Source organism: Microcoleus sp. PH2017_08_TRC_O_A (assembly GCF_020738665.1).
Classification (GTDB): Bacteria; Cyanobacteriota; Cyanobacteriia; order Cyanobacteriales; family Microcoleaceae; genus Microcoleus.
In genome coordinates this window covers 20,331-40,967 of record NZ_JAEQCE010000067.1, presented here as the reverse complement: position 1 = coordinate 40,967, position 20,637 = coordinate 20,331, and the positions used below count along the sequence as shown (strand labels likewise).

Below are 20,637 nucleotides of genomic sequence, written 5' to 3'. Positions count from 1 at the left end.
TGACAGTTGACAGTTGACAGTTGACAGTTTGAGAGCGGCCTCTACCCTTAAGTCCGAGGATTGGAGTAATGAATAGTCTGATTTTAATTTCTCCCGATCGGGCGGGCTTTCAACCAATTCTTTCTGGTTAAATTGATTTACACTCACTTACTTACTTAACAAACAACGAACTCGACTAAATTAGTATTTTGAGAGGTTGACGGTATGCACAGCGCTTATATCAATCGGATTGGGAAATTTTTGCCGGGAGAAGCGATTAATAATCATGAGATGGAGGAGTATCTAGGCAAAATTGCCGATCGCCCTTCGAGAGTCAGACAGCGCATTCTCAACAGTAACGGGATTAAACAGCGCTATTACGCGATCGACAAACAGCAGCAAACACTCTATTCTAACAGCCAAATGGCAGCGTTTGCTGTCCGGGATGCGATCGCCCAGGCAAATTTGGAACCAGGGGCGATCGACTTACTCGCCTGCGCTACCACTTTACCAGACTTATTAGTACCAGGATTTGCCAGCACAGTACACGGGGAACTTTCCGAATTATCTCCCCTAGAAATAGTTTCAACTCAAGGAGTTTGCTGTGCGGGAGTTACCGCCTTAAATTACGCCACATCTCAACTCGAACTCGGCAAAAAACAAACAGCAATCGCCGTAGCCTCGGAATTTCCCTCGCGCCTGTTCAAAAACAGCAAATTTGAAGTAGAAACATCAGTCCAAGCCGGAAAACCCCTACCTTTCGATACAGAATTTCTGCGTTGGATGCTATCCGACGGCGCCGGAGCATTTTTGCTCCAAAACCATCCGAATGCCTCAGGAATTAGCTTAAAAATAGAATGGATTGAATTGATTTCTCACGCCAACGCTTATCCAGTTTGTATGTATTCAGGATTAGCAAACGAAACATCAACCAAAAGCTGGTTAGATTATTCATCCTACCTCGATGCAGCCACAGCCGGAGCCTTTGACTTGCGGCAAAATATTCGCTTGCTAGACAATGTAATGAAATTAGGCGTTGAAGGTTGGCTGGGCTTGATTAAATCAGGGAGAGTTTGTCCGCAGGAAATTGACTGGCTGCTGTGCCACTATTCGTCTCACTTTTTCCGGGGACAAATTGTCGAACTTTTGGAACAAGCAGGCTGCATGATTCCCGAAGAAAAATGGTTTACTAACTTGTACTCGCGGGGAAATACAGGCTGTGCAGCGATTTATTTAATGTTAGAGGAATTGTTCAACTCTGGCAAGTTGCAGTCTGGACAAAAAATCTTTTGTTTTGTTCCGGAAAGCGGTCGCTTTACAACGGCATACATGATGTTAACTGTTGTGGAAAACACTAATAAATCTATGACTTCTCAAAGTTTTCAATCCCTTGATGTTCCCGAAGCTTCGCCTCTCGAAAGTGTTAAACCGGAAATGTTTTACTCTCCGCAAGCTTATTTGTTGCGGGAGTTAGCCTGGATTTGGCTGAGATTCGATCGCGAAATTCGTTCCGTTCCCATTGTCCGCAAATTGTACCGGGGAGAGTTTACAATAGAAGACTATCAAGCTTTGCTGTGCAATCTCCGCCCGCAAGTTGTCGAGGGAGCGCGCTGGATTGCTCGGGCTGCTTCTAACATGACTGACTTTCGTTTGCGATCGACTTTTATAGGACACGCCCAAGACGAACACCGCGACTATCAAATGCTCGAACGGAATTATGTTTCTGTCGGAGGCGAGTTGTCAAAAATTGTGGAATATGATAAGAATATTGGCAGCGAAGCACTGTCAGCTTTTATCTTCCACCAAGCATCGCGGGAAAATCCGGTTGATTTAATTGGCAGTATGTTTATCATCGAAGGATTGGGAAATCGGTTGGCGGGAAAGTGGGCAAAAGAAATCAAAGAAACTCTCGGTTTGCAAGACGAACAAGTATCATTTTTAGCTTATCACGGAGCTAATGACGAGTCGCATCTAGCGAAATTAGAAAATTTGATTAATGCCGAATGGATGACGGATGATATCGCCCGCCGCATTGTCAAAACCGCCCGCGTTACTGCTCGTTTATATTTGCTGCAATTGGAGGAAATCCGCTAATGCAAAAGCTGCAAAAACAAGATATCGAAAGTCTCCCCGATGAGCGGCAAATCCCCTATGCGACGAAACCGTACAACCGCCGAGATCCGAATGTTTGGGATGTCCTGTTTTGCGATCGGTCAATTCCCGTCGATTTAGTTGCAAAAGCATATATGATGCGGGATTTGCAAAACTGGACTCGCAATTATTTGCTCATCCCGATCAAAATAATTGCTAACTTGTTGCTAGCGGTAATTATGATCGCAAAGCGTTTGTTGCCCTTTCAATTTCGCGCTTACACTTTAATGCACAAATCGGCTGCATTTTTCCTAAATAACTTTGTCTCGCCCGAAGCTTGTTATTTAATTGTGCGGCACATCAGCATCGGTTCCAACATTATCAACTTCTTAATTGACAACGGCCCGGACACCGAGATTGAAAAGTCAAAACTTTATCCGCGTACAGTTAGCGATTTAGCAGAAAATGCCTTTCTCGAACACGATTTAATTTTGTATAACTTTGTCTGGGATTACAACCAGGCAATGCTGACAAATCCCAACTGGTTGCAGCTTGTCCAAAAACGCGGAATTAATTATGATAGCATTCAACCTGTAACAGTTGCAATAGATTTTGAAAGGCCGAGGTGGCTGAGGATTTTGGATTTAGAATCTGCGATCGAATTGTTTAAAGTATTTTATTCTCTCTGTTTGACTAGCGACGAATTTGCGCGAGCAGTAATGTCGCTTCAGTTAGATGAAAACTTCGGAGTGTACGTCAGCGAGATTACCGGAAATCATGACTGGAATCATGTAATTGTCAACCGCCATCCGCTAGCACCAAACAGTCCGTTTAATGCAGCACGAGACTTGTTTTTGCACGGAATAATTTCGGAATATCTCTATCGGTATTTAGAACTACAAAAAGAGATGAGCATTGCTGAAAATTAGGGTGCATCAGCTCTCGAATAAAAACACTCAAATAGGTTCGTAGTGAGGACTTAAGTCCGCATAATTTCAAGAGAACTAAATTCCTCACTACAAAAAATTTTACTAAGGATAATTGAGTGATATGATATGATACCATTTAGAAAAAATGTGGCAACTATAAAATTGTTGGGCGGAGTGAAACGGAGGGTTGTTTAGTTTACCCAATGTGTAAGGTGCGTCGCCCCACCGATTTTTACTCTTTTTTAGAGATTGTGGATGAATCCACACCCTGCATATACTCTTGCATTAATTTGGCAAATTGGTATAATTTGATTTCCTGAATCCTCGAAAACCTCTAAGCTGAGCCACCCAACAAGTTGCCAAACATTCTTGATTTCAAGATAAAATCAATAAAAAATCTCAAGCCAGTGCTAGCTGTGGTTGTTCTGCTAATTTCGACAAATCATGATAGATCACAATCCACTTACCTGTAATCGGATCGCGGTAAGTAATAAATGGATTAGATTTTAAAGGTTTATTGCAAGGTTTAGCTGCCATTTCTACACACTCCAAATAAATCGTATTGAATAATTCTACAACGCCATACTTTTAATGATCGCCTGTTTTGCAGAATATCCGGGTGATTGTTGCCTCAACAACAGGTGATATTTCAGGCATTTTATGGTGACAGATAGCACTATGTAGTGTGATTGAAAAATTCATTTATAGTGAGCGATATCACAAAAAAACTCCGAAAAACAATTCTGCCTCGTGCCTTTTATCGTCTATCTTCAAAAGGCCGACTATTTTCCGCAAAAATCTGATATTATTAAGTAAGGTAAAGACGTTTATCAGAGATCTCCTCACAAACTTATGGCGCTATTTGGATTTGGCAAAAAGTCGAGTCTGCCGTCTCCCCAAGACGCATTGCCGGGACGGGCAGAGTTGATGCCGATACCGGCAACTCACTTTGTTAATGGCAATCCCCTCAAGCCTCCGTTTCCAAACGGCATGGAAACTGCGATGTTTGGCCTGGGCTGTTTTTGGGGCGCGGAACGCAAATTTTGGCAGGAAAAAGGTGTTTTTTCGACTGCGGTTGGCTACGCTGCGGGGATTACTCCGAATCCTACTTACAATGAAGTTTGCAGCGGGATGACGGGACATAATGAAGTTGTTTTGGTTGTGTTCGATCCGAAAGTAATTAGTTACGAAACGCTGCTAAAGGTTTTTTGGGAAAGCCACAATCCGACTCAGGGAATGCGGCAGGGTAATGATTCGGGTACTCAATATCGATCGGGCATTTACACGTATTCAGCCAGCCACAAGCAGCTAGCTGAGGCTTCGCGTGATGCTTACCAGACAGCTTTGACGCCTGCTGGTTACGGTAAGATTACGACTGAAATTATTGATGCTCCTGAGTTTTATTACGCGGAAAGCTATCACCAGCAGTATCTTGCTAAAAACCCGAACGGTTATTGCGGTTTGGGCGGTACTAAGGTTTGTTTGCCGGCGATGTCTCAGGCTTGAGGTTTTATCCCGATTGATGGGGACACAATCATGTTCGTTGGTGTCAATTTAAGATAAGACGTAGTGCAGATTTGCTGTCTGACGATTAAGGCCTGATCCCCCCTAGCCCCCCTTAAGAAGGGGGGGACAGGAAGTTATCAAAGTCCCCCTTATTAAGGGGGATTTAGGGGGATCTTGCCTCAGATAAAAGCGAGATTTCTCAGGCTTCAGACTTGATTTGACACTAATGAACACTGCTGTGTCGCTACAACATAGGGCTATAATTTCGCCAAAAACAGCGGAATATGTTAATAATTGAAAATAGGTAAGAAATGCTGACGGCTGTTGTAATTATCAATTTAATGATATCTGTGATCGGTTTTTATATAGCTGCGAGAGTGTGGAAAATCAGACGGACGATCGCGCGTTTTGAAGTTCGGATCGCAGCAATCGAGCGCTGTAGCAGCAATGTCCTCGCAAAATCGCCGAATTTCTTTGCAAAAAGGCAGCAAGGTGCTCACCAATTACGCCGGGATTATCAACAACTGGAATCGCAACTGCAACAGGTTCAGCAACTTTTGGGATTGCTGGGTTTGGGGCGGATGCTTTGGCTCAGGCGCGATTCCCTACGGGATAGCTTCGCTTCACGACCTTTGAGGTAAGGTATCCTAAAGTTGTATGGAGAGAAGTTATAAAAATGTCAAGTAAACGTTCGGGATTATTTATTGGCGGTCTGTTGGTGGGTTCGGCGATCGGGGCCGTGACTGGCTTGCTGATGGCACCGCGAACGGGCAAGGAGACGCGGCAGATATTGAAAAAATCGGCCGATGCTTTGCCGGAGTTGGCGGAGGATTTATCGACTAGCGTCCAATTGCAAGCCGATCGACTTTCGGAGACTGCACTGCGAAATTGGGACGAAACTTTGGTTAGACTCAAGGAGGCGATCGCCGCCGGTTTAGAAGCGACTCAGCGGGAACGTCAAACACTGTCGGAAACTGAAGTCGAAGTGACTCCCCCGTCGCGCCCTCCCGTCCGCTAACTCGACCACTTTCAGCCATTATTCATTGCTGTTTGGGACGGGCAAGATGCCCATCCCACAAGAATATTCAGCCTTCGGGACGGGCAAGATGCCCATCCCACAAGAATTTCATGACACATTGACTGTAAAATTAAATCCACAGCAGCCTATGAATTCCCAAACCCCAAATCCGAGATTCAAGTGAGCGATCCCTTATTTTGGCTAGGACTTTCGATTTTGCTAGTGGCGGTTAGCTTAACTGCTGTTTTAGTGACTCTGATACCTGCGGTGCAAGCATTGACGCGGGCGGCGCGCAGCGTGGAAAAGCTCGCTGACACGCTTTCGCGCGAGTTTCCGCCGACTTTGGAGGCGATTCGGTTGACGGGGCTGGAAATTAGCGAGTTGACGGATGATGTCAGCGATGGGGTGCAAAGTGCGGGGGAGGTTGTCAAGCAGGTCGATCGCAGTATTGGTAGCGCCAAAAAGCAAGCCCAAAACGTGCAGGTAACTACTCGCAGCGTGGTGACTGGGATTAAGGCTGCTTGGAAAACTTTAACTCGCAAGCCAGCAATTTCTGGGACAAATCGCCGATCTGATCGACTGTCGCAGAGTCAAAGAAGTGCGATTTCGCTGAGGGATTCGGGTTTGGATGACAGGTATTCTGGGAATTACGCTGCGGGTGCGAGTAATGGGGAATCGCCGCGGTTGAGGAATGGCGAGGGTTCTGGTTTGCCGGCGGATGCTGAAGATTTTGAGCAAGTGCGATCGGGCGATTCTTGATGTTTTGGATAGTAGATCAAAGAAGCCTCGGCGGTGCCTCGGCGGTTGAAACCGCGCGTAGATCAACGAAGCCTCGGCGGTTGAAACCGCGCGTAGATCAACGAAGCCTCGGCGGTTGAAACCGCGCGTAGATCGAGGAAGCCTCGGCGGTTGAAACCGCGGCTATACAAACGATGTCCGCCTCCGCGGACTAAGAGAAGAGAGGGTTGATTTGTGGGATTTGTTTGGGTTGTGCGATCGCACATCTAACCGTTTTTATCTAAGTCTTCTTTTTTTGGAGTTTCTGAAGTTGAAGGGAATGTTAACTGAATATTGATATCCATCGATATTGTACTTTGTTCAAGCCAACCTATATTAACTATTTTTACTAATGCTTCTGTCGGCAAAGAATTATTAACTTTAAATTGTGCTGACGACTGAACTTTAAATCCTCCTTCCTCTAGCCGATCGCAAACATTTCTCCAATTTCCCACTGGTTCGTTCGGTAAATCTGCCAGTTTTTTAACATATTGGTATAAAGTCTTACACAGATAAACCTCTGCACTTTTGGGAGTCTGAAACATTTTTTTAGCTATTTCGGCGGGACTGCAACCGGAAAGTAGTCCTCGGAGATAAAGCTTTTCAGTGTCTGTTAGTCCTCTGCGCGATCGGGGAGAGATTTGCCGTTTAGCTTCTGCGAAAGCTTCGTAAAGCCTTTCTAAGTCCCAGTTTTGGGCTGCTTCGGCAAATAAGTCTTCTTTTTGTGCCATTTTCAGATTTTATGATATTTAGCTAACGCTAGCATAACCAAAATTGCTAATGTTCGTTAGTTGACATTTAAATTTACAAAGTGTAATGTTACAGATATCAACTTCAGTTGAGTTCGTTGATGCGGTGTGACGCCGAGTAGGAATACTCAGATTCAACAATGGGCGCGATCGCTGCAACGAACCTCAAAGCTAATATCTGCGAACGTCAGACGGCGCTGGATAAAGTTTTGTAACAAAAAACCAGTATTTTGCATAAAACTTGGGGACTGAGCCTGATAGATAAATAGAGCTTGAGAAGTACCGCTACTGTTGCGGTTCGTCGGGGCTTAGGGTGCATTAGGGCGATCGTTTCAATTAATCTCAAAACTACTATCTCCGAACGTCAGACGGTGCTAGGTAAAGTTTTATAACAAAAAAGCAGTATTTTGCATAAAACTTGCGGACTCAGGCTGATAGCTATATGGAAGTTCACAAGAACCTAGGGCAGCTAAGAAAAATTAGGGAGGACAACCCTTTTAAACTCAGTTTGTGTCTTACTTTTGGGGCTATTGGTGGTAATAATTCCACAGATGGCTGACTGAGACAGGCTCTAGATGATCTGAAAAATCTATTAAACTTTAACCAAAATTCATGCAACTCAAACTTAAGTTAGAACAAACTGGTCAAAGTTGGACGCTGAAGCCAAACGGGAGAGAGTACGTTATTGGCAGTGGCTCAGACTGCGACATTCCTCTACCCAACGTTAATGTTGTGGACACCCGCCATCTGAAATTCAGTTTTAACCAATATACGAATACTTGGCACGTCTGCGACTTAGGTAGTAAAAATGGCACTTTCATTGACAGTCAGCCGATAACTGATTATTCCATCAAAGCTGAAACGCGAATTGCGATCGCTGGTGGAGTTTTATTGGTCGCAACACCTATAGATAACAGCGTGAATGTAACTCAACAACAGACATCACAACCAACTGTTAATCAGAGTAAACCAGTGTCAGCACAGACAATTCCAAGTCCGTCAATCTACTCTCCATCCATACCAATATCGCATCCTGCTACCGTACCGCCACAAAGTTCACAAAGAATTTCACAAGAGCCAGATCGAAAGTTAATTCGAGCCTATTTTGAATGCTTAAGAAAACGCAATAATGCGGCAGTAGTCCTGGAAAGCATTATCAAAAAAGTGGTAGACGACTTTATAGCATCTATCAAGGAAAAGCGATTGCCTCTAGATGGAATTTTGGTCTATGTTTTCATGATGTTAATAATTATTACACTTTTCATTAATACTTGGTACACATTTCTGCTAAGTATTATTGCAGTCATTTTATATAATTTCAAAACTCTGCGTCCCCCAGTATCAGACGAGCAAATTCAGAAATGGCTAGAATACGATCTGCAACAACTGATTGATATTGGTCAGCAGGAATTGAGAATTGTGGAAGGAAATGGGGAAGATATCGGAAATATAATTGACGGCAAACCGATACCGCTGTTCAGTGGAGTTAGTCAGAAACTAAGCGATTCTAATTTTATTAATTGGAAAGAACTAATAGATACTGTAGGCATAAGTGATTATTTTTGCGAACCCGGAATTGACAAAAATAATAAATATAGCATTTATGACTTTATTGCGATATTTCCGTGTAAAAACTTCATAGCATATTACAGATGTAAGTGGAATTTTATCAGAGGAACCTCATTAAGAGATGAAACTTGTGAGTACCTTTATGATAGTATTGTCTCTGTAAAAACGATCGAAATTTCTTCATCCAATGTTTCACATTTACCAAAAGTTAGTAAAGAGATATATGGAGAAGCAATTCTGATTACGACTACAGATAGCAAGGAAGTTATATTCCCTATAATTGATATTCGCATGATTTCGGAATCAAGTTCAAGATCTTATAATTCAACTGCCAGAGATGCAGCTCACAACATTCGCCAGCAGGTGAGACAAAGAAAACCTGGTTTTATCAGAACAGAATCAATGAGCGAACGACGCCAGAGTCTTTTTGATTAAATAAACTAACTTGGAGAATTACTAAAGATGTCTAATACTTTCAACCATGGCTATGCACTACTTATTGGTGTTGGTGAATGTGCTAACTATAAAAACTGGTCGCTTCCCGTTACTGTCAAAGACATTAATGCACTTAAATTTATCCTCACAGATCCCAATTTCTGCTCCTACCCAGACAATCAGCAACACATCCGTTTACTTCACAATACTAAAGCTACACGCGATCAAATTTTGGACGGTTTAGTCTGGTTGCAAGAACAAGCTGCGAAAGACTCAGAAGCCACTATTTTTGTGTATTTTTCCGGTCACGGCTTACTTCACGATACTGGTAAATACTATCTAATAACGCACGATGTCGAGCCTTTCGACATCCCAAATACTACGCTTTCGGCTGAAGATTTTAATAGTGCATTACGCCAAATTCAAGCTAAGCGACTGTTCGTTGTAATTGACAGTTGCCACGCACGGGGGATGGCAAGTGCTAAAAGTGAAGAAGCTGCAATGAAACTGCCATCTGGTTTTGTACAAACTGCACTGCCTAAAGAGATAACTGCCAACCTCAGTCAAGGTAAAGGACGAGCGGTTTTTACATCCTGCGATGGAGGGGAACAATCTTACATTCGTACCGATAATAAGATGAGTATCTACACTTACCATCTTATTGAAGCGCTGCAAGGTGCAGGGAATCAGCCTCATGATACCAATGTGTGTCTTTCTAATATTATGAATTATTTAGCGAAAGCTGTGCCGGAAAGCGCCCAGATTCAATGCAACGCTAAACAAACGCCTAATTTCGACATTTCTAGCGAGGACTTTACTGTTGCTGTTGCTATGTTACAAGGTGGCAAAGGTTTGCCGGTAGATGGATGGGAATCTGTGAAGGAAAAAACGGCTGAGAAGATGAATCAAATTATTCAAGCATCAGGCGATCGCAGTATAGCATCTGGTCGCGATGTTGTGGGCAATCAGGGAACGAACACAGGAAATATAGCTCTTGGAGGTGATATTCAAAACAATCATGGCGAAACTATTTATAATACTCAAGGTGGAAAAATGAACGTTGAAAATCGCAATGGGGACACTTACAACCAGCAGGATTCTACTAATTACAACAATCAAGGGGCAAACTTTCACAGTGAAGTCCAATTTGGCGATCGCATTTATCAGACCCCTGAAAAACCAAAAGCAGGTTTTGACAACCTTGTTAAAGGAATTTTTAACAAGTATCGATATTTAGAAAACCTGGAGCCTTATGACGCTGATGATGTCTGGAAAATGTTGCGATCAGCTTCTCCAGAAGAATTTGGGACTTTTGAATTAAAAGTGTTTAAGTTAGTCGTCAGTTACTGCTGTTATTATTGCAAACGCCGTCTTACACAATCAACAGAATATAAGCATTTTGGAGAAATTGACTATTATCAAAGAGCGAATGAATTATCGCGAGAAGGAAATTTAAGATGGAGCAGTCATCGGTTAAGTTCTATCATTAAAGCCACACAAATGGCTGAAATTATCAAAAGTATAGAGTTAAATAATTAGGAAGTATCTAAAGGAATAGTGGTTTATGCAAAATCAGAGCCAAGGAATACCTTATCGCATTGTGTTAAGCAATCGCCAGGGGCGAGGCTTTTCTGAGCCAGAAGTGACAGAATTTTTGCGACAAGTGCTGCCACAATTGGCACAGTTGCACGATCAGGGATTGGTACACGGCGCTATTTCTCTGGATACTTTCGTACAAGAGAAAGTGAGTTTAAAAGCGGTTTTAGTTCAGGCTAGTAGTTTTGTCATTTCTAGTTATGTGGCACCGGAGCAATTGCAGACAGGGCAAGTGAGTTTTGCCGGAGATATTTATGCTTTAGGAGTAACAATAATTGTGCTATTGACAGGGAAAAGTTCTGAAGTTTTGCGAAATTATGACGGGACTTGGAATTGGGAAGATCGCTGCACTATCAGCGACCAACTAGCAGCAGTTATCAACCGTATGATTGTAGGTAAATCGCCGAACAGCTTTGCTTTAGCTAATGAGGTTTTATCTGCCTTGAACTTTTCTCCAGCTCAATATGGCTATGCCGATACCATACAAGTGCTACCGGCAATTGACCAAAATCCAGCGGAGTTTTATGTACCTGCAACTGCGATTGAATTTGATAATCATGAGTCGCAAAAACCGCAACCAAAACTATTAGTTTGGCAGTGGATAGCGATTGGTGTGGGAGCAACTTTGTTCGCAGGTATAGCTGGGTTTGGGATTGCCAAAAAATTGAATTATCAATCTGAAGTATCAACTACTTCGGGGGTCACACCTCAATCTCAATCATCGCCCTTTGAATCATCTCCCGAATCGCGATCGCCTACATCTCTGACTTCAGTTAGCACCGAACGAGTTAGCTTTGCGATTGGCAGCACTGGAAGCACAGTTACAGGTAACATTTCGCCTGCTCAGATTAAGCGTTACTTAGTCAACAGCGGAGAAGGGCAACAGTTTAGTGTCCGAATTTTGCAAGGAAATGTGAATGTTGCTGTCATCGATCCATCGGGAATGACGCTGGGAACTGCAAGAAATAGTTCAACTTTTTGGCAAGGGCGACTGCCCCGCACGGGAGACTATATAGCAGAAATTACTTCCCAAAACAACTCAAATTATACCATTATCATTGAGATTTTAGCAGCCGTAACACCTCCAGCAAATTCTGATTCCACTGCATCTCGTCCAGTTAATTCATTTGATAGCGTCAGATTTCCCCAGAGTACGTGTGGCGATTCTCCGCCAACCTCTGCTAACGCTTATCCTCTTAATTTTTATCCGGTTTTTGTACCCTATAGTGAGGCGAATTTACAAACAGTTAAATCGCTATTTTGCGGTGACGCTTATCCAACTGTGAGAAAAACTTTAGGAATAGAAGCAATCCAAGTCGCATCTTTTACCAGCTTGGAAAGAGCAGAATCATTCAAACAATTTATGAACAACAAGGTGCGAGGTGCAGAGGTCGGAGAACCACGAAGAGTAGAATCAAGAGAATGATAAATAATTTGAGAATGCGATCGCCCTTTTCCCCCAAATAACCAAAAGGGCGATCGCCTTTCCCATGTCGAATCCCAAAGGGCGATCGCCCTTATTGTCCCAAAGGGCGATCGCGCTTATTGTCCGAAAGTGCGATCGGCATCTTTAAGTTAAGATATAAACTGAGAAATCACCCTCATAGTAATACGACAGGAATGTGCGATCGGAAATTCTCAAAATCTTTATCAGTAGTCAAAATGCTGTAGCCGCGACGATGAGCAACAGCACATAGCAGAAAATCAGTATTTGAACCCTGAACGCCGTTACTGCGACAGGTATTGAAAAACTCTGCGGCTAACTCAAAATCTTCAGTTGTTAAATCTAAATCAGGAAAAGCACGAAGATACTCTTGCAATCGAGTGAATTGTTCCTTGTAGCGCACCCCAGAAAGCACCTCCTGACGAATAGCCCCCAGTAAAACAACTCGTCCATCTGCAATCAAATCGCGTAGGACTTTAACGATCGCGATCGCATCATTTGTTGTGTTGCGCCGCAATGCCAGCGACCAAACGGAACTATCAACAAGAACATTCATGTTGTTTGTCGCTGTTCCTTGTAGTTATAATTTTCATCGTATTCAATAGTACCAAACAATTCTAATATTTTTAATTGTTTGCGACGTTGGATGTACTCGCGTAAAGCCGCTTCGATTAATGTAGTAGGTGTTGGATGGTTACTCAAATCAAGGGCTTCTTGAAGAAGAGTTTTGTCAATTTCGAGCGTAGTTACCATGTATTTTCCTCGTGCAAGTAGGGTATGACGCAATTGCCACCGAACAATGCTGTAATTTTAGTGTAGCACTGAAACTCCATCAATGGGCGACAGATACACGGGAGTGAATGACCCTAAAGATGAATCTTTAGCTTGCGTCACTCAGTTTGTCGGCATCTATGAAGACTCGTCAAAGTGCGATCGCCCTTATCGAACTTCTATTCCCCTCACATTCCTAAGCAACTGCAAGTTCATATTGCAGAACTAAAATTTCATCTGCCTTCAAAATAGCCATAGCATATTCAATCCCTTGACTATCAGCAAACTCCACTAAATACTGACATTCCCGAACCGTATCATACACTTCGACAATAGTTCCCACAAGTCCTACTGGCAAACTAGAAACAGATTCGTATTCCGGTTCCACTAGCGTTAATCGCGTATTTGAAACCGGCTTGAGAATCGCCACAGAATCCAAAAGTCTAAAGTTTTTTATCATGGTTTAAAAAAGCTGAAATCAAACGAGGGTTAGAATTAGTCAGAGTAATTTCCCAGATTGTCCGAAGCTCAATCCCCGCTGTATCGGGTACAGTCCAATCAACTTTAAACTGTTGCCCAAAATCAGTAGTATTTTCTTGGACAACTTCACCTTCAATGGCTGCTTTTTGAATAAGCTCTTGCAAAACTTCTGCATTATTAGCCGTGATTCCCAAAACCGATGCAAAGACTCTGGCTTTGTGTTTTCCGCGAGAATGCTCTGGATTTAAGCAGTAGCCGACTAGCTTTTGCAGAGAAACTTCAGCCCGATCGCCATTGGGTAGTTTCATTATAACTCCTGCTCACCCCCTAATTATTTTCAATTGGACAATCTCATAGGCGTTCTTTTGAGGAGTCACAATAATTCCAGAATGTTCCCGTCCTTCTGTCATATATTCTAGGTGTAATCGCTCAAAATCCACACGATTGTGAGTCAGCAAACATCGAACGACAGATGCAGCATAAGCCAATTGTTGGTTATCCAATTGACTCAACATTCCCTGTTCGCTCGTTGTCGTCACATCAAAACCTCTAGCCCGCAGCAAAGTCGCTACGAGCCTAGAAACATCTTCATCTGTATGAATAGTTGCAAATAGTTTCACGGTTTTTTCATGGCAGCTTTCACAGCAGGATGAATCAATTCTTCGGGAATTCGATTGCGCTCAATATAAGTATTTATTTCTTCCTGGTTATCCAAATAAAAGCTCAGTGCGTCAAAAATTTGAGCTAATTTCAGATGAGGTAAGTGCATCGGGATTTCTTCAGGAGTAATACCCAAACGCCACAATTCCACGATCGCACGAACGGAAGTTCTCGTTCCTGCGATAATTGGTTCCCCTTGCAAGATTCCAGGGTGACGTGCGACATAACGCGAAGCAGATTGTGTAGTCATGGGAGATTAACCGGACACATCGATCTTGATTATAACTTACGCTAAAACGCCATCTGGCTAGTTGTAGTTTAACATAACCTAATTTTCACCTTTCAAATGTTAAGCTTATTTAACTATAAAGCCGGGTTTCGCTGCTACTTTCAGTGAGGGAAAAGACATGAAAATTAGAGAATCAGTTGGTCAAAGTGTCTGGAATCATTCTGAGGGCTGGACTGGGATATCGAAGAAATTGGCGAAAAAGCAGGTTTTGATATTCAGTACAGATACACGGGAGTCAATGACCCGAAAGATGAATCTTTAGCTTGCGTAAGTCAGTTTGTTGGCATCTATGAAGACTTCTCAAAGCTCGATCGCGCGATGGAAGCTTTGATTGCAGCAGGCATCCCCAGTCATTTATTCAAAATACTTACTTCCAACGATGATATCGATTTGAAGCCAGTAACGCAATACCTCAAAGCAGTCTCATAATGTTTTGGGTGTAGCGTAATTGTTTCTTTTTCCCAAAGTACGATCGCCCTTTTTGTCCGAAAGTGCGATCGCTCTATAATTTCAGCATGGCAACAACTGTCAAATTCAACAGAGCGATCGGTATAATTAAAAAACCAACATCAAATATAGTCAATTAATGCCATGATTGCTAATTTACCCCTCAAACTGCCTCACTTACCCAACAGCTTGCCCAGCGAAGGTTCTGTCCACATTGAGTTGGTCAACGGACTCTTAATATTCAGCGCTTCTATTCAAACCCAGGAACGAATTAAAAATTTAACAGCTCAACAACAAGTATCAAATCTAACTTCCGAAGAACAAACAGAATTGGATGGATATCGAGAATTCATTAGCTATCTAAATTTGGTAAATGAAACCATGAAAAATACTTTTCTCTATCCTTTGCGTGGTACAGTCATTCATTATGATGAACCGTTTGAACCTGCGGTTTCGTTGGAAGATTGGGAAGTCTTACAATGATTGTACTAGATACTCATATATGGATTTGGTGGGTTGACGATAACACACGACTGACTCAGAAACATCGGGACTGGATACAACAATATCAATCTCAAGGTTTAGGAGTCAGCATCATTTCTTGTTGGGAGGTTTCTAAATTAGTAGAAATGGGAAGACTTACTTTGTCAGTTACAGTTGATGAGTGGTTAAAACAAGCTTTGGCTTATCCCGGAGTGCAGCTACTCGAACTCACCATTCCCATCATTGTTGAGTCAACTAAACTCACCGGTTTTCACCGCGATCCAGCAGATCAAATCATTGTGGCAACTGCGAGAATTTGCGCGTGTCCGTTACTAACTGCTGATGCAAAAATTCTGGCATATCCTAATGTACAGACTCTTCAGTGACAGGTAAAAAATGCCTTAAGACGAATCTTTAGCTTGCATTAGTCAGTTTGTCGGCATCTATGAGGACTGGTCAAAGTACGATCGCCCTTTCCTAATTTACCGCACGTTTGAGAATTTGACCGATAATTCCGTACCTGTCGCCAACCAATCCATCGAGTTCATGTTCAATATCTTCTAACCAGCCAAGCTTACTCGTCCACTTACCATTCGCTAATTGTCTAGCTGCATGAGTTGGAATACCGATCGAATTAACATATATCGCTATTTTCTGATATCCAATTTCTAATCCATCGCCTTTACAAATTTCATATCCCAGCGTTTGATAAGCCTGAATATACGCTTCTAGAGTCTCCTCTTGCGGCACACCGTCAGGCCAATAAAATTGCTCTTCAGGTATCGGTTGCCACCAACGATCGTCTTCCCCAGCAGCCCATGCAAAGCAGTTATATTCTTGAGATTTCGGACTGGTAACTTGATAATCCGTGCCAGACAAATTCGGCCACTTAAATTCAAATTCTGGTATTCTATACATTCTATTCAATCGCGTAGCCTTGATTTCTACCCCACTCTATCCAAGCTGAAGCCATCTGTTTTATCCTTCCCCTTTGTTCTGGTTTAATCGGATTTTCACCCGTAATTGCACCCAAAGCCGACAACCAGTAAACAGGATTTTTTTTCAATTCTGATAGCAACAGCGGTAGGATTTGAGTTCCCATACTAATAATTTCCTGATAGGCAGGATGCTGAGACATTTGGGCAGTTGAAGACAGTCCAGCAACATCTTCCTCCCAATCCGAGGCTAGTGCATAAAATTTCTCAACTATCTCAGGGGAGATTTCAGCATTTTTGTTGAGAATATTTTGAGCGGTATTTTGTGAAGAAACTTCTTCCTGTGCGAGTAAGTTTTCTATGCCTATTAAAACTAACTCTTCTATCGAGACATTTAAGTTGTTCGCGACTTGTTGTAATTTTAGTAGGCGTTCATCTGAAAGGGCGATCGCGATCGTGTTCATCTGACTTACAAACTAGCATGATGCCTTAAGTATAGCAAGTCAATTACTCACCTTTTATGCGATTTGACTATTGGTTGCTACAGTTTTGAAAAAAGGACGATCGCACTTATTGTCCGAAAGTGCGATCGCCCTTCAATACATTTTACTTCGTCCCACCGTATCCCGAAGCAACAATCATCGACCCAATACCCGAATCGCTGAAAATTTCTTGCAGCAAAGCGTGTTCCAGGCGACCATCAATAATATGAGCAGCCTTAACGCCCTGAGCTAAACTCCGCACGCAACAATTAACCTTCGGAATCATCCCCCCAGAAACAATCCCAGACTCAATTAACTGTCGAGCCTCTTGAATATCTAACTTCACAATCAAACTGTCTGGGTTGTGATAATCCTCCAAAATTCCCGCAGTATCAGTCATCAAAATTAACTTTTCTGCTCCCAAACCAGCCGCAATCTCTCCAGCCACCGTGTCAGCATTAATATTGTAAGATTGACCGTTTTCGTCCGCAGCCACACTCGACACCACCGGAATATATCCGCTGTTGACCAAAGATTCCAAAATCTGGATTTTTACGCCGCTGACTTCGCCCACAAACCCAATCCCCTCCCGGCCATCTGGACGAGCTTGAATCAGATTGCCATCAATGCCGCACAACCCTACTGCCTTGCCACCAGCTTGGTTAATTAACGAAACAATTTCCTTATTCACCTTCCCCACCAAAACCATCTCCACGACTTCCATCGTCGCGGCATCAGTCACCCTCAAACCATCCTTAAATTGCGGCTCAATGCCCAGCTTTTCCAGCCAAATATTAATTTCCGGGCCTCCACCGTGAACCACCACCGGACGCATCCCCACGCAGGATAGCAGCACAATATCTCGGATTACCTTTTCTTTGAGACGGCCATCCTTCATTGCCGCGCCGCCGTATTTGACCACAATCGTGCGGCCGGCAAACTGTTGAATGTAAGGCAGTGCTTCTGAAAGCACCTGAACCCGATTGGTTTCTACGTTCCGCGCAAAATCGCTGTGTTTGAGCATATGAGGACAAATGGCTAAAAACTTAAGTCTAAAGTTTAATGTCTCCAGCTATCATCAACAAACGCAAAAAGAATGAAGAAGTCATTAGTCAGCAGTCACCACACAGATTAATGTCCATGCACCATGCCCGATCGCCCGTTGGCGCAGCCCTCGAAGAGGATCCCGAATTTAAATAGGTTTTCTTAATAATCTAAGTTTAATCTTTCTATTCTAACTTATACAATTCTTGCTAAAGTAAATAAATGTATCGCTACCCAGATTTACTTAACCTTTTATGTTAACTGCTGTCACACCGGACTCCGAAAACCTTCAGTACAAGCTACCATCAGACGCTGACTCGTCCCCCCGGATGACCGTATTTTGCGATTTAGACGGGCCTATTGTCGATGTGTCCGATCGCTATTACACAACCTATCAACAGGGATTAAGCGACACTCAAGCAGCCTACGGGGTTCAGGGAATCAACCTCAAACTCCAAATTCTCAGCAAACAGCAGTTTTGGCAAATGAAGCAAAACCGAGTGCCCGATGCTGAAATAGCCAAAAGTTCCGGCTTGTCGGGAGAAGAAATTCACATTTTTCTCGGATGCGTGAGTCGGATTGTCAATCAGCCAGACTTGTTGCACTTAGATCGCATCCAGCCAGGAGTACAATGGGCGATCGCACTTCTGCATTCTCGCGGCGTGCGGCTGATTTTAGTCACCTTGCGGCCGAGAAATCAAGCCGTTCAACTATTGCAAAATTACGGTTTAGCCAGACTGTTTACCAGCATTCGCGGCACTCAGATGCCGGATGCTGCATATCACAACTATACAGCCTTAAAAACTGAATTGTTGGCTGAAGTTGCAGAAGAATTTGAGTCATCCCTGAACTCGGCTTGGATGATCGGAGATACCGAAGCAGATATCCTCGCCGGACAAGCATTGGGAATACCTACAATTGCCGTTACCTGCGGCATTCGCAGCCGCTATCAACTGCAAAAGCACCAGCCGAATTTCATTCTTAGCGACTTGATTATTGCCGTTCATCACTTATTAGGTTCAGCACCACAAGTGATAGTAGACTGACTACAGTCTTGGACGCATTCCGAATTTTATAAACCGGGTTTTTTACCGAATCAGTGGGCTGATTAGAAGTATTTTCGTAAAAAACCCGGTTTCTCGCTACCCGTGTGTAAGCCCCAATTAAGCTAACTAATAGACCTCTTGCATAAGTCTTCGATCGATCCTTCAACCGCAGATTTCAGACAGATAAACACAGATAAACGCAGATAATTTCAGGGTGTTTTCCGATTTTTGCAAGAGGTCTAATGAAAACTGCCAACTGTTAACTGTCAACTGTCAACTGAGAGAGAGAGAGGGCGGGCACGCTGACGGGTGTAGTTTTTTGGTAAAAGCCTTATCCCATAAGAGTTTGAGATTTTAAGAGGCAAAAGCCCAAAACCTTTGCACTGTCTAGATTTGCTGGGTTTTGCCAGGGGAAAACCTACACCTGTCAGGGGCGGGAACGGGGGCACCGCCCCTACCAACTGTCAACTGTCAACTGTCAACTGTCAACTGTCAACTGTCAACTGTCAACTGTCAACTGTCAACTGACTAAGATTTTTCTAATTTCTTTGTCATTTCCCACAAGCGATTGAGGGGAAAATAAATCACCGGAGCCCAAAGACTGCTGAGAATAGCAGAACACAAAGCCACACGCTGGTGATAACTCCAAATGTCCAGTAAAGCCCGATCGCCCATAGCGAAAAATTGCAGGCCCATCACCGTTTCCGCCACCACCGCCATCCCAAACACAATTAAGGCGATCGGAATCGGATCTCTCTCAACAATATCAGCCGGAATCGACCAGCTTTTCTGCAAAACAACAGTTAAGACACCGACAACAACTAGACTTACAGCATGGGTGGGATGAGGAGCAGTCATCGCATCTTGAAGAAACCCCAAAGCCATACCCATGCTAGCAGCTCCCAAAACTGTACGCTTCCGCTTAATACTCCAAGCTACCAACCAAATTAACAGCCAATTCGGGCTAATTCCCAACAATTCCATTCCCGGCATCCGGGTGGGCAATATCAATATGCACAGCATCACAGAAACAAATGTAACGCCGAAGTTGAGAAATTGGCGCAATCGCGAAGACATCCGAGGTAAACGCTTCATTGCTGCTTTGCTCCCCCTGACGGTGCAGAAGATTCACCCTGCGAAGCCTTGAGTTCGGCTTGCTTATCGTGGGGGTAAACTACCCCCCATTCCAGAGAATTCATCGGTGCAGAAAACTCAACAATAGCTTCCGGGGCCGGAGTTTTATTCAGATCCACCGAAACCACTTTTCCCACCGGCAAACCAGCAGGAAATAACTGGCTGAAAGAAGAAGTTGAAACCACATCCCCAGGCTTGACATTGGGAACATTATCAAAAAACTCCATCACAGCCTGATTTCCGCCTTTACCGTGCATAAAACCCATGTTGCGACTGCGGGTAATTCCCACACCCAATTTACTTGTAGGGTCGCTAGCTAACAGCACCAAGCTAGTATTAGGAGTAACGCTGACAACCCGACCTACTAAACCGCCCGGGCCCATCACAGTAAAATCTGTTTTGATACCATCATTACTGCCGCGCCCCAAAGTTACTTGCTGCCACCAGTGGTCAGCACTGCGGCCGACAATAGGAGCGACAATCCCTTTAGATTTCTTAGCAGACACGTAACCTACAAGCTCTTTTAGCTTCTGATTTTGAGTTTCTAATTCTAATACCTGTGCTTGCAATTCTTGAGTGCGCGCCGAGATGAGCTGCTCTTGACCAGAACCGTTGGCGTGAAACGGACGAGTCACCCAATTGTAAACTTCAAATAGTGCAGCACCTTGTGTTTGTCGAACTCCCCAAGCGGCTGTTACAGCTAAACCTAAAAGAGCAATTTGTAGACGCAGATCCCACCACCTGCGGAGTGTGTTTTTTAGCATAATCTCACT

Annotated in this window: 27 protein-coding genes; 14 read left to right on the top strand and 13 right to left on the bottom strand. The window is 43.4% G+C overall.

Annotated elements, in window-relative coordinates:
* Positions 1-204: 204 nt before the first annotated feature.
* Both JGK22_RS22075 and JGK22_RS22070 read left to right on the top strand, forming a co-directional pair.
* Positions 205-2,073 carry a 3-oxoacyl-[acyl-carrier-protein] synthase III C-terminal domain-containing protein gene (locus JGK22_RS22075; RefSeq protein WP_293313674.1) on the top strand — a complete coding sequence of 623 codons (1,869 nt, stop codon included), beginning with the start codon at positions 205-207 and terminating at the stop codon, positions 2,071-2,073.
* Positions 2,073-2,999 carry a hypothetical protein gene (locus JGK22_RS22070; protein WP_293313671.1) on the top strand — a complete coding sequence of 309 codons (927 nt, stop codon included), beginning with the start codon at positions 2,073-2,075 and terminating at the stop codon, positions 2,997-2,999. The genes JGK22_RS22075 and JGK22_RS22070 overlap by 1 nt, the downstream gene beginning before the upstream one ends.
* A 399-nt stretch (positions 3,000-3,398) precedes the next feature.
* Here the strand turns inward: JGK22_RS22070 and JGK22_RS22065 are convergent, their stop codons facing one another.
* On the bottom strand, positions 3,399-3,536 hold the full coding sequence (locus tag JGK22_RS22065) for a hypothetical protein (protein ID WP_293181883.1): 138 nt from the start codon (positions 3,534-3,536) through the stop codon (positions 3,399-3,401).
* A 315-nt stretch (positions 3,537-3,851) separates the two neighbouring features.
* On the opposite strand from JGK22_RS22065, the gene msrA reads away from it, so the two are divergent.
* The 4 genes from msrA to JGK22_RS22045 all read left to right on the top strand — a co-directional run bounded on the left by msrA (position 3,852) and on the right by JGK22_RS22045 (position 6,282).
* On the top strand, positions 3,852-4,505 hold the full coding sequence (msrA, locus tag JGK22_RS22060; protein ID WP_293181881.1) for a peptide-methionine (S)-S-oxide reductase MsrA: 654 nt from the start codon (positions 3,852-3,854) through the stop codon (positions 4,503-4,505).
* 311 nt (positions 4,506-4,816) lie between these two features.
* Positions 4,817-5,146 carry a hypothetical protein gene (locus tag JGK22_RS22055; RefSeq protein ID WP_293181879.1) on the top strand — a complete coding sequence of 110 codons (330 nt, stop codon included), beginning with the start codon at positions 4,817-4,819 and terminating at the stop codon, positions 5,144-5,146.
* Positions 5,147-5,181: 35 nt separating this feature from the next.
* On the top strand, positions 5,182-5,523 hold the full coding sequence (locus JGK22_RS22050; RefSeq protein ID WP_293181877.1) for a YtxH domain-containing protein: 342 nt from the start codon (positions 5,182-5,184) through the stop codon (positions 5,521-5,523).
* Positions 5,524-5,703: 180 nt separating this feature from the next.
* Complete coding sequence (locus JGK22_RS22045; RefSeq protein WP_293313668.1) at positions 5,704-6,282, top strand: DUF948 domain-containing protein; 579 nt, start codon at positions 5,704-5,706, stop codon at positions 6,280-6,282.
* A 245-nt stretch (positions 6,283-6,527) separates the two neighbouring features.
* Here JGK22_RS22045 and JGK22_RS22040 read toward each other — a convergent pair whose 3' ends face one another.
* Positions 6,528-7,031, bottom strand: a complete 504-nt coding sequence (locus JGK22_RS22040; protein ID WP_293197419.1) for a DNA-binding response regulator — start codon at positions 7,029-7,031, stop codon at positions 6,528-6,530.
* A gap of 630 nt (positions 7,032-7,661) precedes the next feature.
* Here JGK22_RS22040 and JGK22_RS22035 point away from each other — a divergent pair.
* Genes JGK22_RS22035 through JGK22_RS22025 form a run of 3 tightly spaced genes read left to right on the top strand, consistent with a single transcriptional unit; the run spans position 7,662 to position 12,075 of the window.
* Positions 7,662-9,053 (top strand): FHA domain-containing protein, encoded by a 1,392-nt coding sequence (locus JGK22_RS22035; RefSeq protein WP_293313665.1) that lies wholly within the window; start codon positions 7,662-7,664, stop codon positions 9,051-9,053.
* A gap of 27 nt (positions 9,054-9,080) precedes the next feature.
* Complete coding sequence (locus tag JGK22_RS22030) at positions 9,081-10,592, top strand: caspase family protein (protein WP_293313663.1); 1,512 nt, start codon at positions 9,081-9,083, stop codon at positions 10,590-10,592.
* 25 nt (positions 10,593-10,617) lie between these two features.
* Positions 10,618-12,075, top strand: a complete 1,458-nt coding sequence (locus JGK22_RS22025) for a hypothetical protein (protein WP_293313662.1) — start codon at positions 10,618-10,620, stop codon at positions 12,073-12,075.
* A 175-nt stretch (positions 12,076-12,250) separates the two neighbouring features.
* Here the strand turns inward: JGK22_RS22025 and JGK22_RS22020 are convergent, their stop codons facing one another.
* On the bottom strand, positions 12,251-12,649 hold the full coding sequence (locus JGK22_RS22020) for a PIN domain-containing protein (RefSeq protein ID WP_293313660.1): 399 nt from the start codon (positions 12,647-12,649) through the stop codon (positions 12,251-12,253).
* Complete coding sequence (locus tag JGK22_RS22015) at positions 12,646-12,846, bottom strand: type II toxin-antitoxin system VapB family antitoxin (protein ID WP_293181865.1); 201 nt, start codon at positions 12,844-12,846, stop codon at positions 12,646-12,648. Before JGK22_RS22015 ends, JGK22_RS22020 begins: the two co-directional genes overlap by 4 nt.
* 82 nt (positions 12,847-12,928) lie before the next feature.
* Here JGK22_RS22015 and JGK22_RS22010 point away from each other — a divergent pair, with 82 nt between their 5' ends.
* A complete protein-coding gene (locus tag JGK22_RS22010) occupies positions 12,929-13,093 on the top strand; it encodes a hypothetical protein (protein WP_293181863.1) in 165 nt (54 codons plus the stop codon).
* Here the strand turns inward: JGK22_RS22010 and JGK22_RS22005 are convergent.
* Genes JGK22_RS22005 through JGK22_RS21990 form a run of 4 tightly spaced genes read right to left on the bottom strand, consistent with a single transcriptional unit; the run spans position 13,061 to position 14,254 of the window.
* Complete coding sequence (locus JGK22_RS22005; protein ID WP_293181861.1) at positions 13,061-13,324, bottom strand: DUF4926 domain-containing protein; 264 nt, start codon at positions 13,322-13,324, stop codon at positions 13,061-13,063. The two genes, JGK22_RS22010 and JGK22_RS22005, sit on opposite strands and share 33 nt — an antisense overlap.
* The gene (locus JGK22_RS22000; protein ID WP_293181858.1) at positions 13,308-13,652 is read right to left on the bottom strand and encodes a DUF6883 domain-containing protein; all 345 of its coding nucleotides are present in this window, start codon (positions 13,650-13,652) and stop codon (positions 13,308-13,310) included. The genes JGK22_RS22005 and JGK22_RS22000 overlap by 17 nt, the downstream gene beginning before the upstream one ends.
* Positions 13,653-13,664: 12 nt before the next feature.
* Positions 13,665-13,964 carry a DUF5615 family PIN-like protein gene (locus tag JGK22_RS21995; protein WP_293313658.1) on the bottom strand — a complete coding sequence of 100 codons (300 nt, stop codon included), beginning with the start codon at positions 13,962-13,964 and terminating at the stop codon, positions 13,665-13,667.
* Entirely contained in the window at positions 13,961-14,254 is a 294-nt protein-coding gene (locus JGK22_RS21990) for a DUF433 domain-containing protein (RefSeq protein ID WP_293181854.1), read from the bottom strand. The genes JGK22_RS21995 and JGK22_RS21990 overlap by 4 nt, the downstream gene beginning before the upstream one ends.
* A 630-nt stretch (positions 14,255-14,884) precedes the next feature.
* On the opposite strand from JGK22_RS21990, the gene JGK22_RS21985 reads away from it, so the two are divergent.
* The gene (locus JGK22_RS21985) at positions 14,885-15,223 is read left to right on the top strand and encodes a hypothetical protein (protein WP_293181850.1); all 339 of its coding nucleotides are present in this window, start codon (positions 14,885-14,887) and stop codon (positions 15,221-15,223) included.
* Entirely contained in the window at positions 15,220-15,609 is a 390-nt protein-coding gene (locus JGK22_RS21980) for a type II toxin-antitoxin system VapC family toxin (protein WP_293181848.1), read from the top strand. The genes JGK22_RS21985 and JGK22_RS21980 overlap by 4 nt, the downstream gene beginning before the upstream one ends.
* A gap of 91 nt (positions 15,610-15,700) precedes the next feature.
* On the opposite strand, the gene JGK22_RS21975 is transcribed toward JGK22_RS21980, so the two are convergent.
* From JGK22_RS21975 to argB, 3 genes are all read right to left on the bottom strand, one after another.
* Positions 15,701-16,141 (bottom strand): hypothetical protein, encoded by a 441-nt coding sequence (locus tag JGK22_RS21975; protein ID WP_293181846.1) that lies wholly within the window; start codon positions 16,139-16,141, stop codon positions 15,701-15,703.
* A gap of 1 nt (position 16,142) precedes the next feature.
* Positions 16,143-16,622, bottom strand: a complete 480-nt coding sequence (locus JGK22_RS21970) for a hypothetical protein (RefSeq protein ID WP_293181844.1) — start codon at positions 16,620-16,622, stop codon at positions 16,143-16,145.
* A gap of 142 nt (positions 16,623-16,764) precedes the next feature.
* The gene (gene argB / locus JGK22_RS21965) at positions 16,765-17,664 is read right to left on the bottom strand and encodes an acetylglutamate kinase (protein ID WP_293181842.1); all 900 of its coding nucleotides are present in this window, start codon (positions 17,662-17,664) and stop codon (positions 16,765-16,767) included.
* Positions 17,665-17,702: 38 nt separating this feature from the next.
* Between argB and JGK22_RS21960 the strand changes: the two genes are divergently transcribed.
* Both JGK22_RS21960 and JGK22_RS21955 read left to right on the top strand, forming a co-directional pair.
* Entirely contained in the window at positions 17,703-17,840 is a 138-nt protein-coding gene (locus JGK22_RS21960; protein ID WP_293313655.1) for a hypothetical protein, read from the top strand.
* Positions 17,841-17,938: 98 nt separating this feature from the next.
* The gene (locus tag JGK22_RS21955) at positions 17,939-18,730 is read left to right on the top strand and encodes an HAD family hydrolase (RefSeq protein ID WP_293207506.1); all 792 of its coding nucleotides are present in this window, start codon (positions 17,939-17,941) and stop codon (positions 18,728-18,730) included.
* Positions 18,731-19,258: 528 nt separating this feature from the next.
* Here JGK22_RS21955 and mreD read toward each other — a convergent pair.
* Positions 19,259-19,825, bottom strand: a complete 567-nt coding sequence (gene mreD, locus JGK22_RS21950) for a rod shape-determining protein MreD (protein WP_293181838.1) — start codon at positions 19,823-19,825, stop codon at positions 19,259-19,261.
* On the bottom strand, positions 19,822-20,628 hold the full coding sequence (gene mreC / locus JGK22_RS21945; RefSeq protein ID WP_293181836.1) for a rod shape-determining protein MreC: 807 nt from the start codon (positions 20,626-20,628) through the stop codon (positions 19,822-19,824). The genes mreD and mreC overlap by 4 nt, the downstream gene beginning before the upstream one ends.
* Positions 20,629-20,637: the final 9 nt, after the last annotated feature.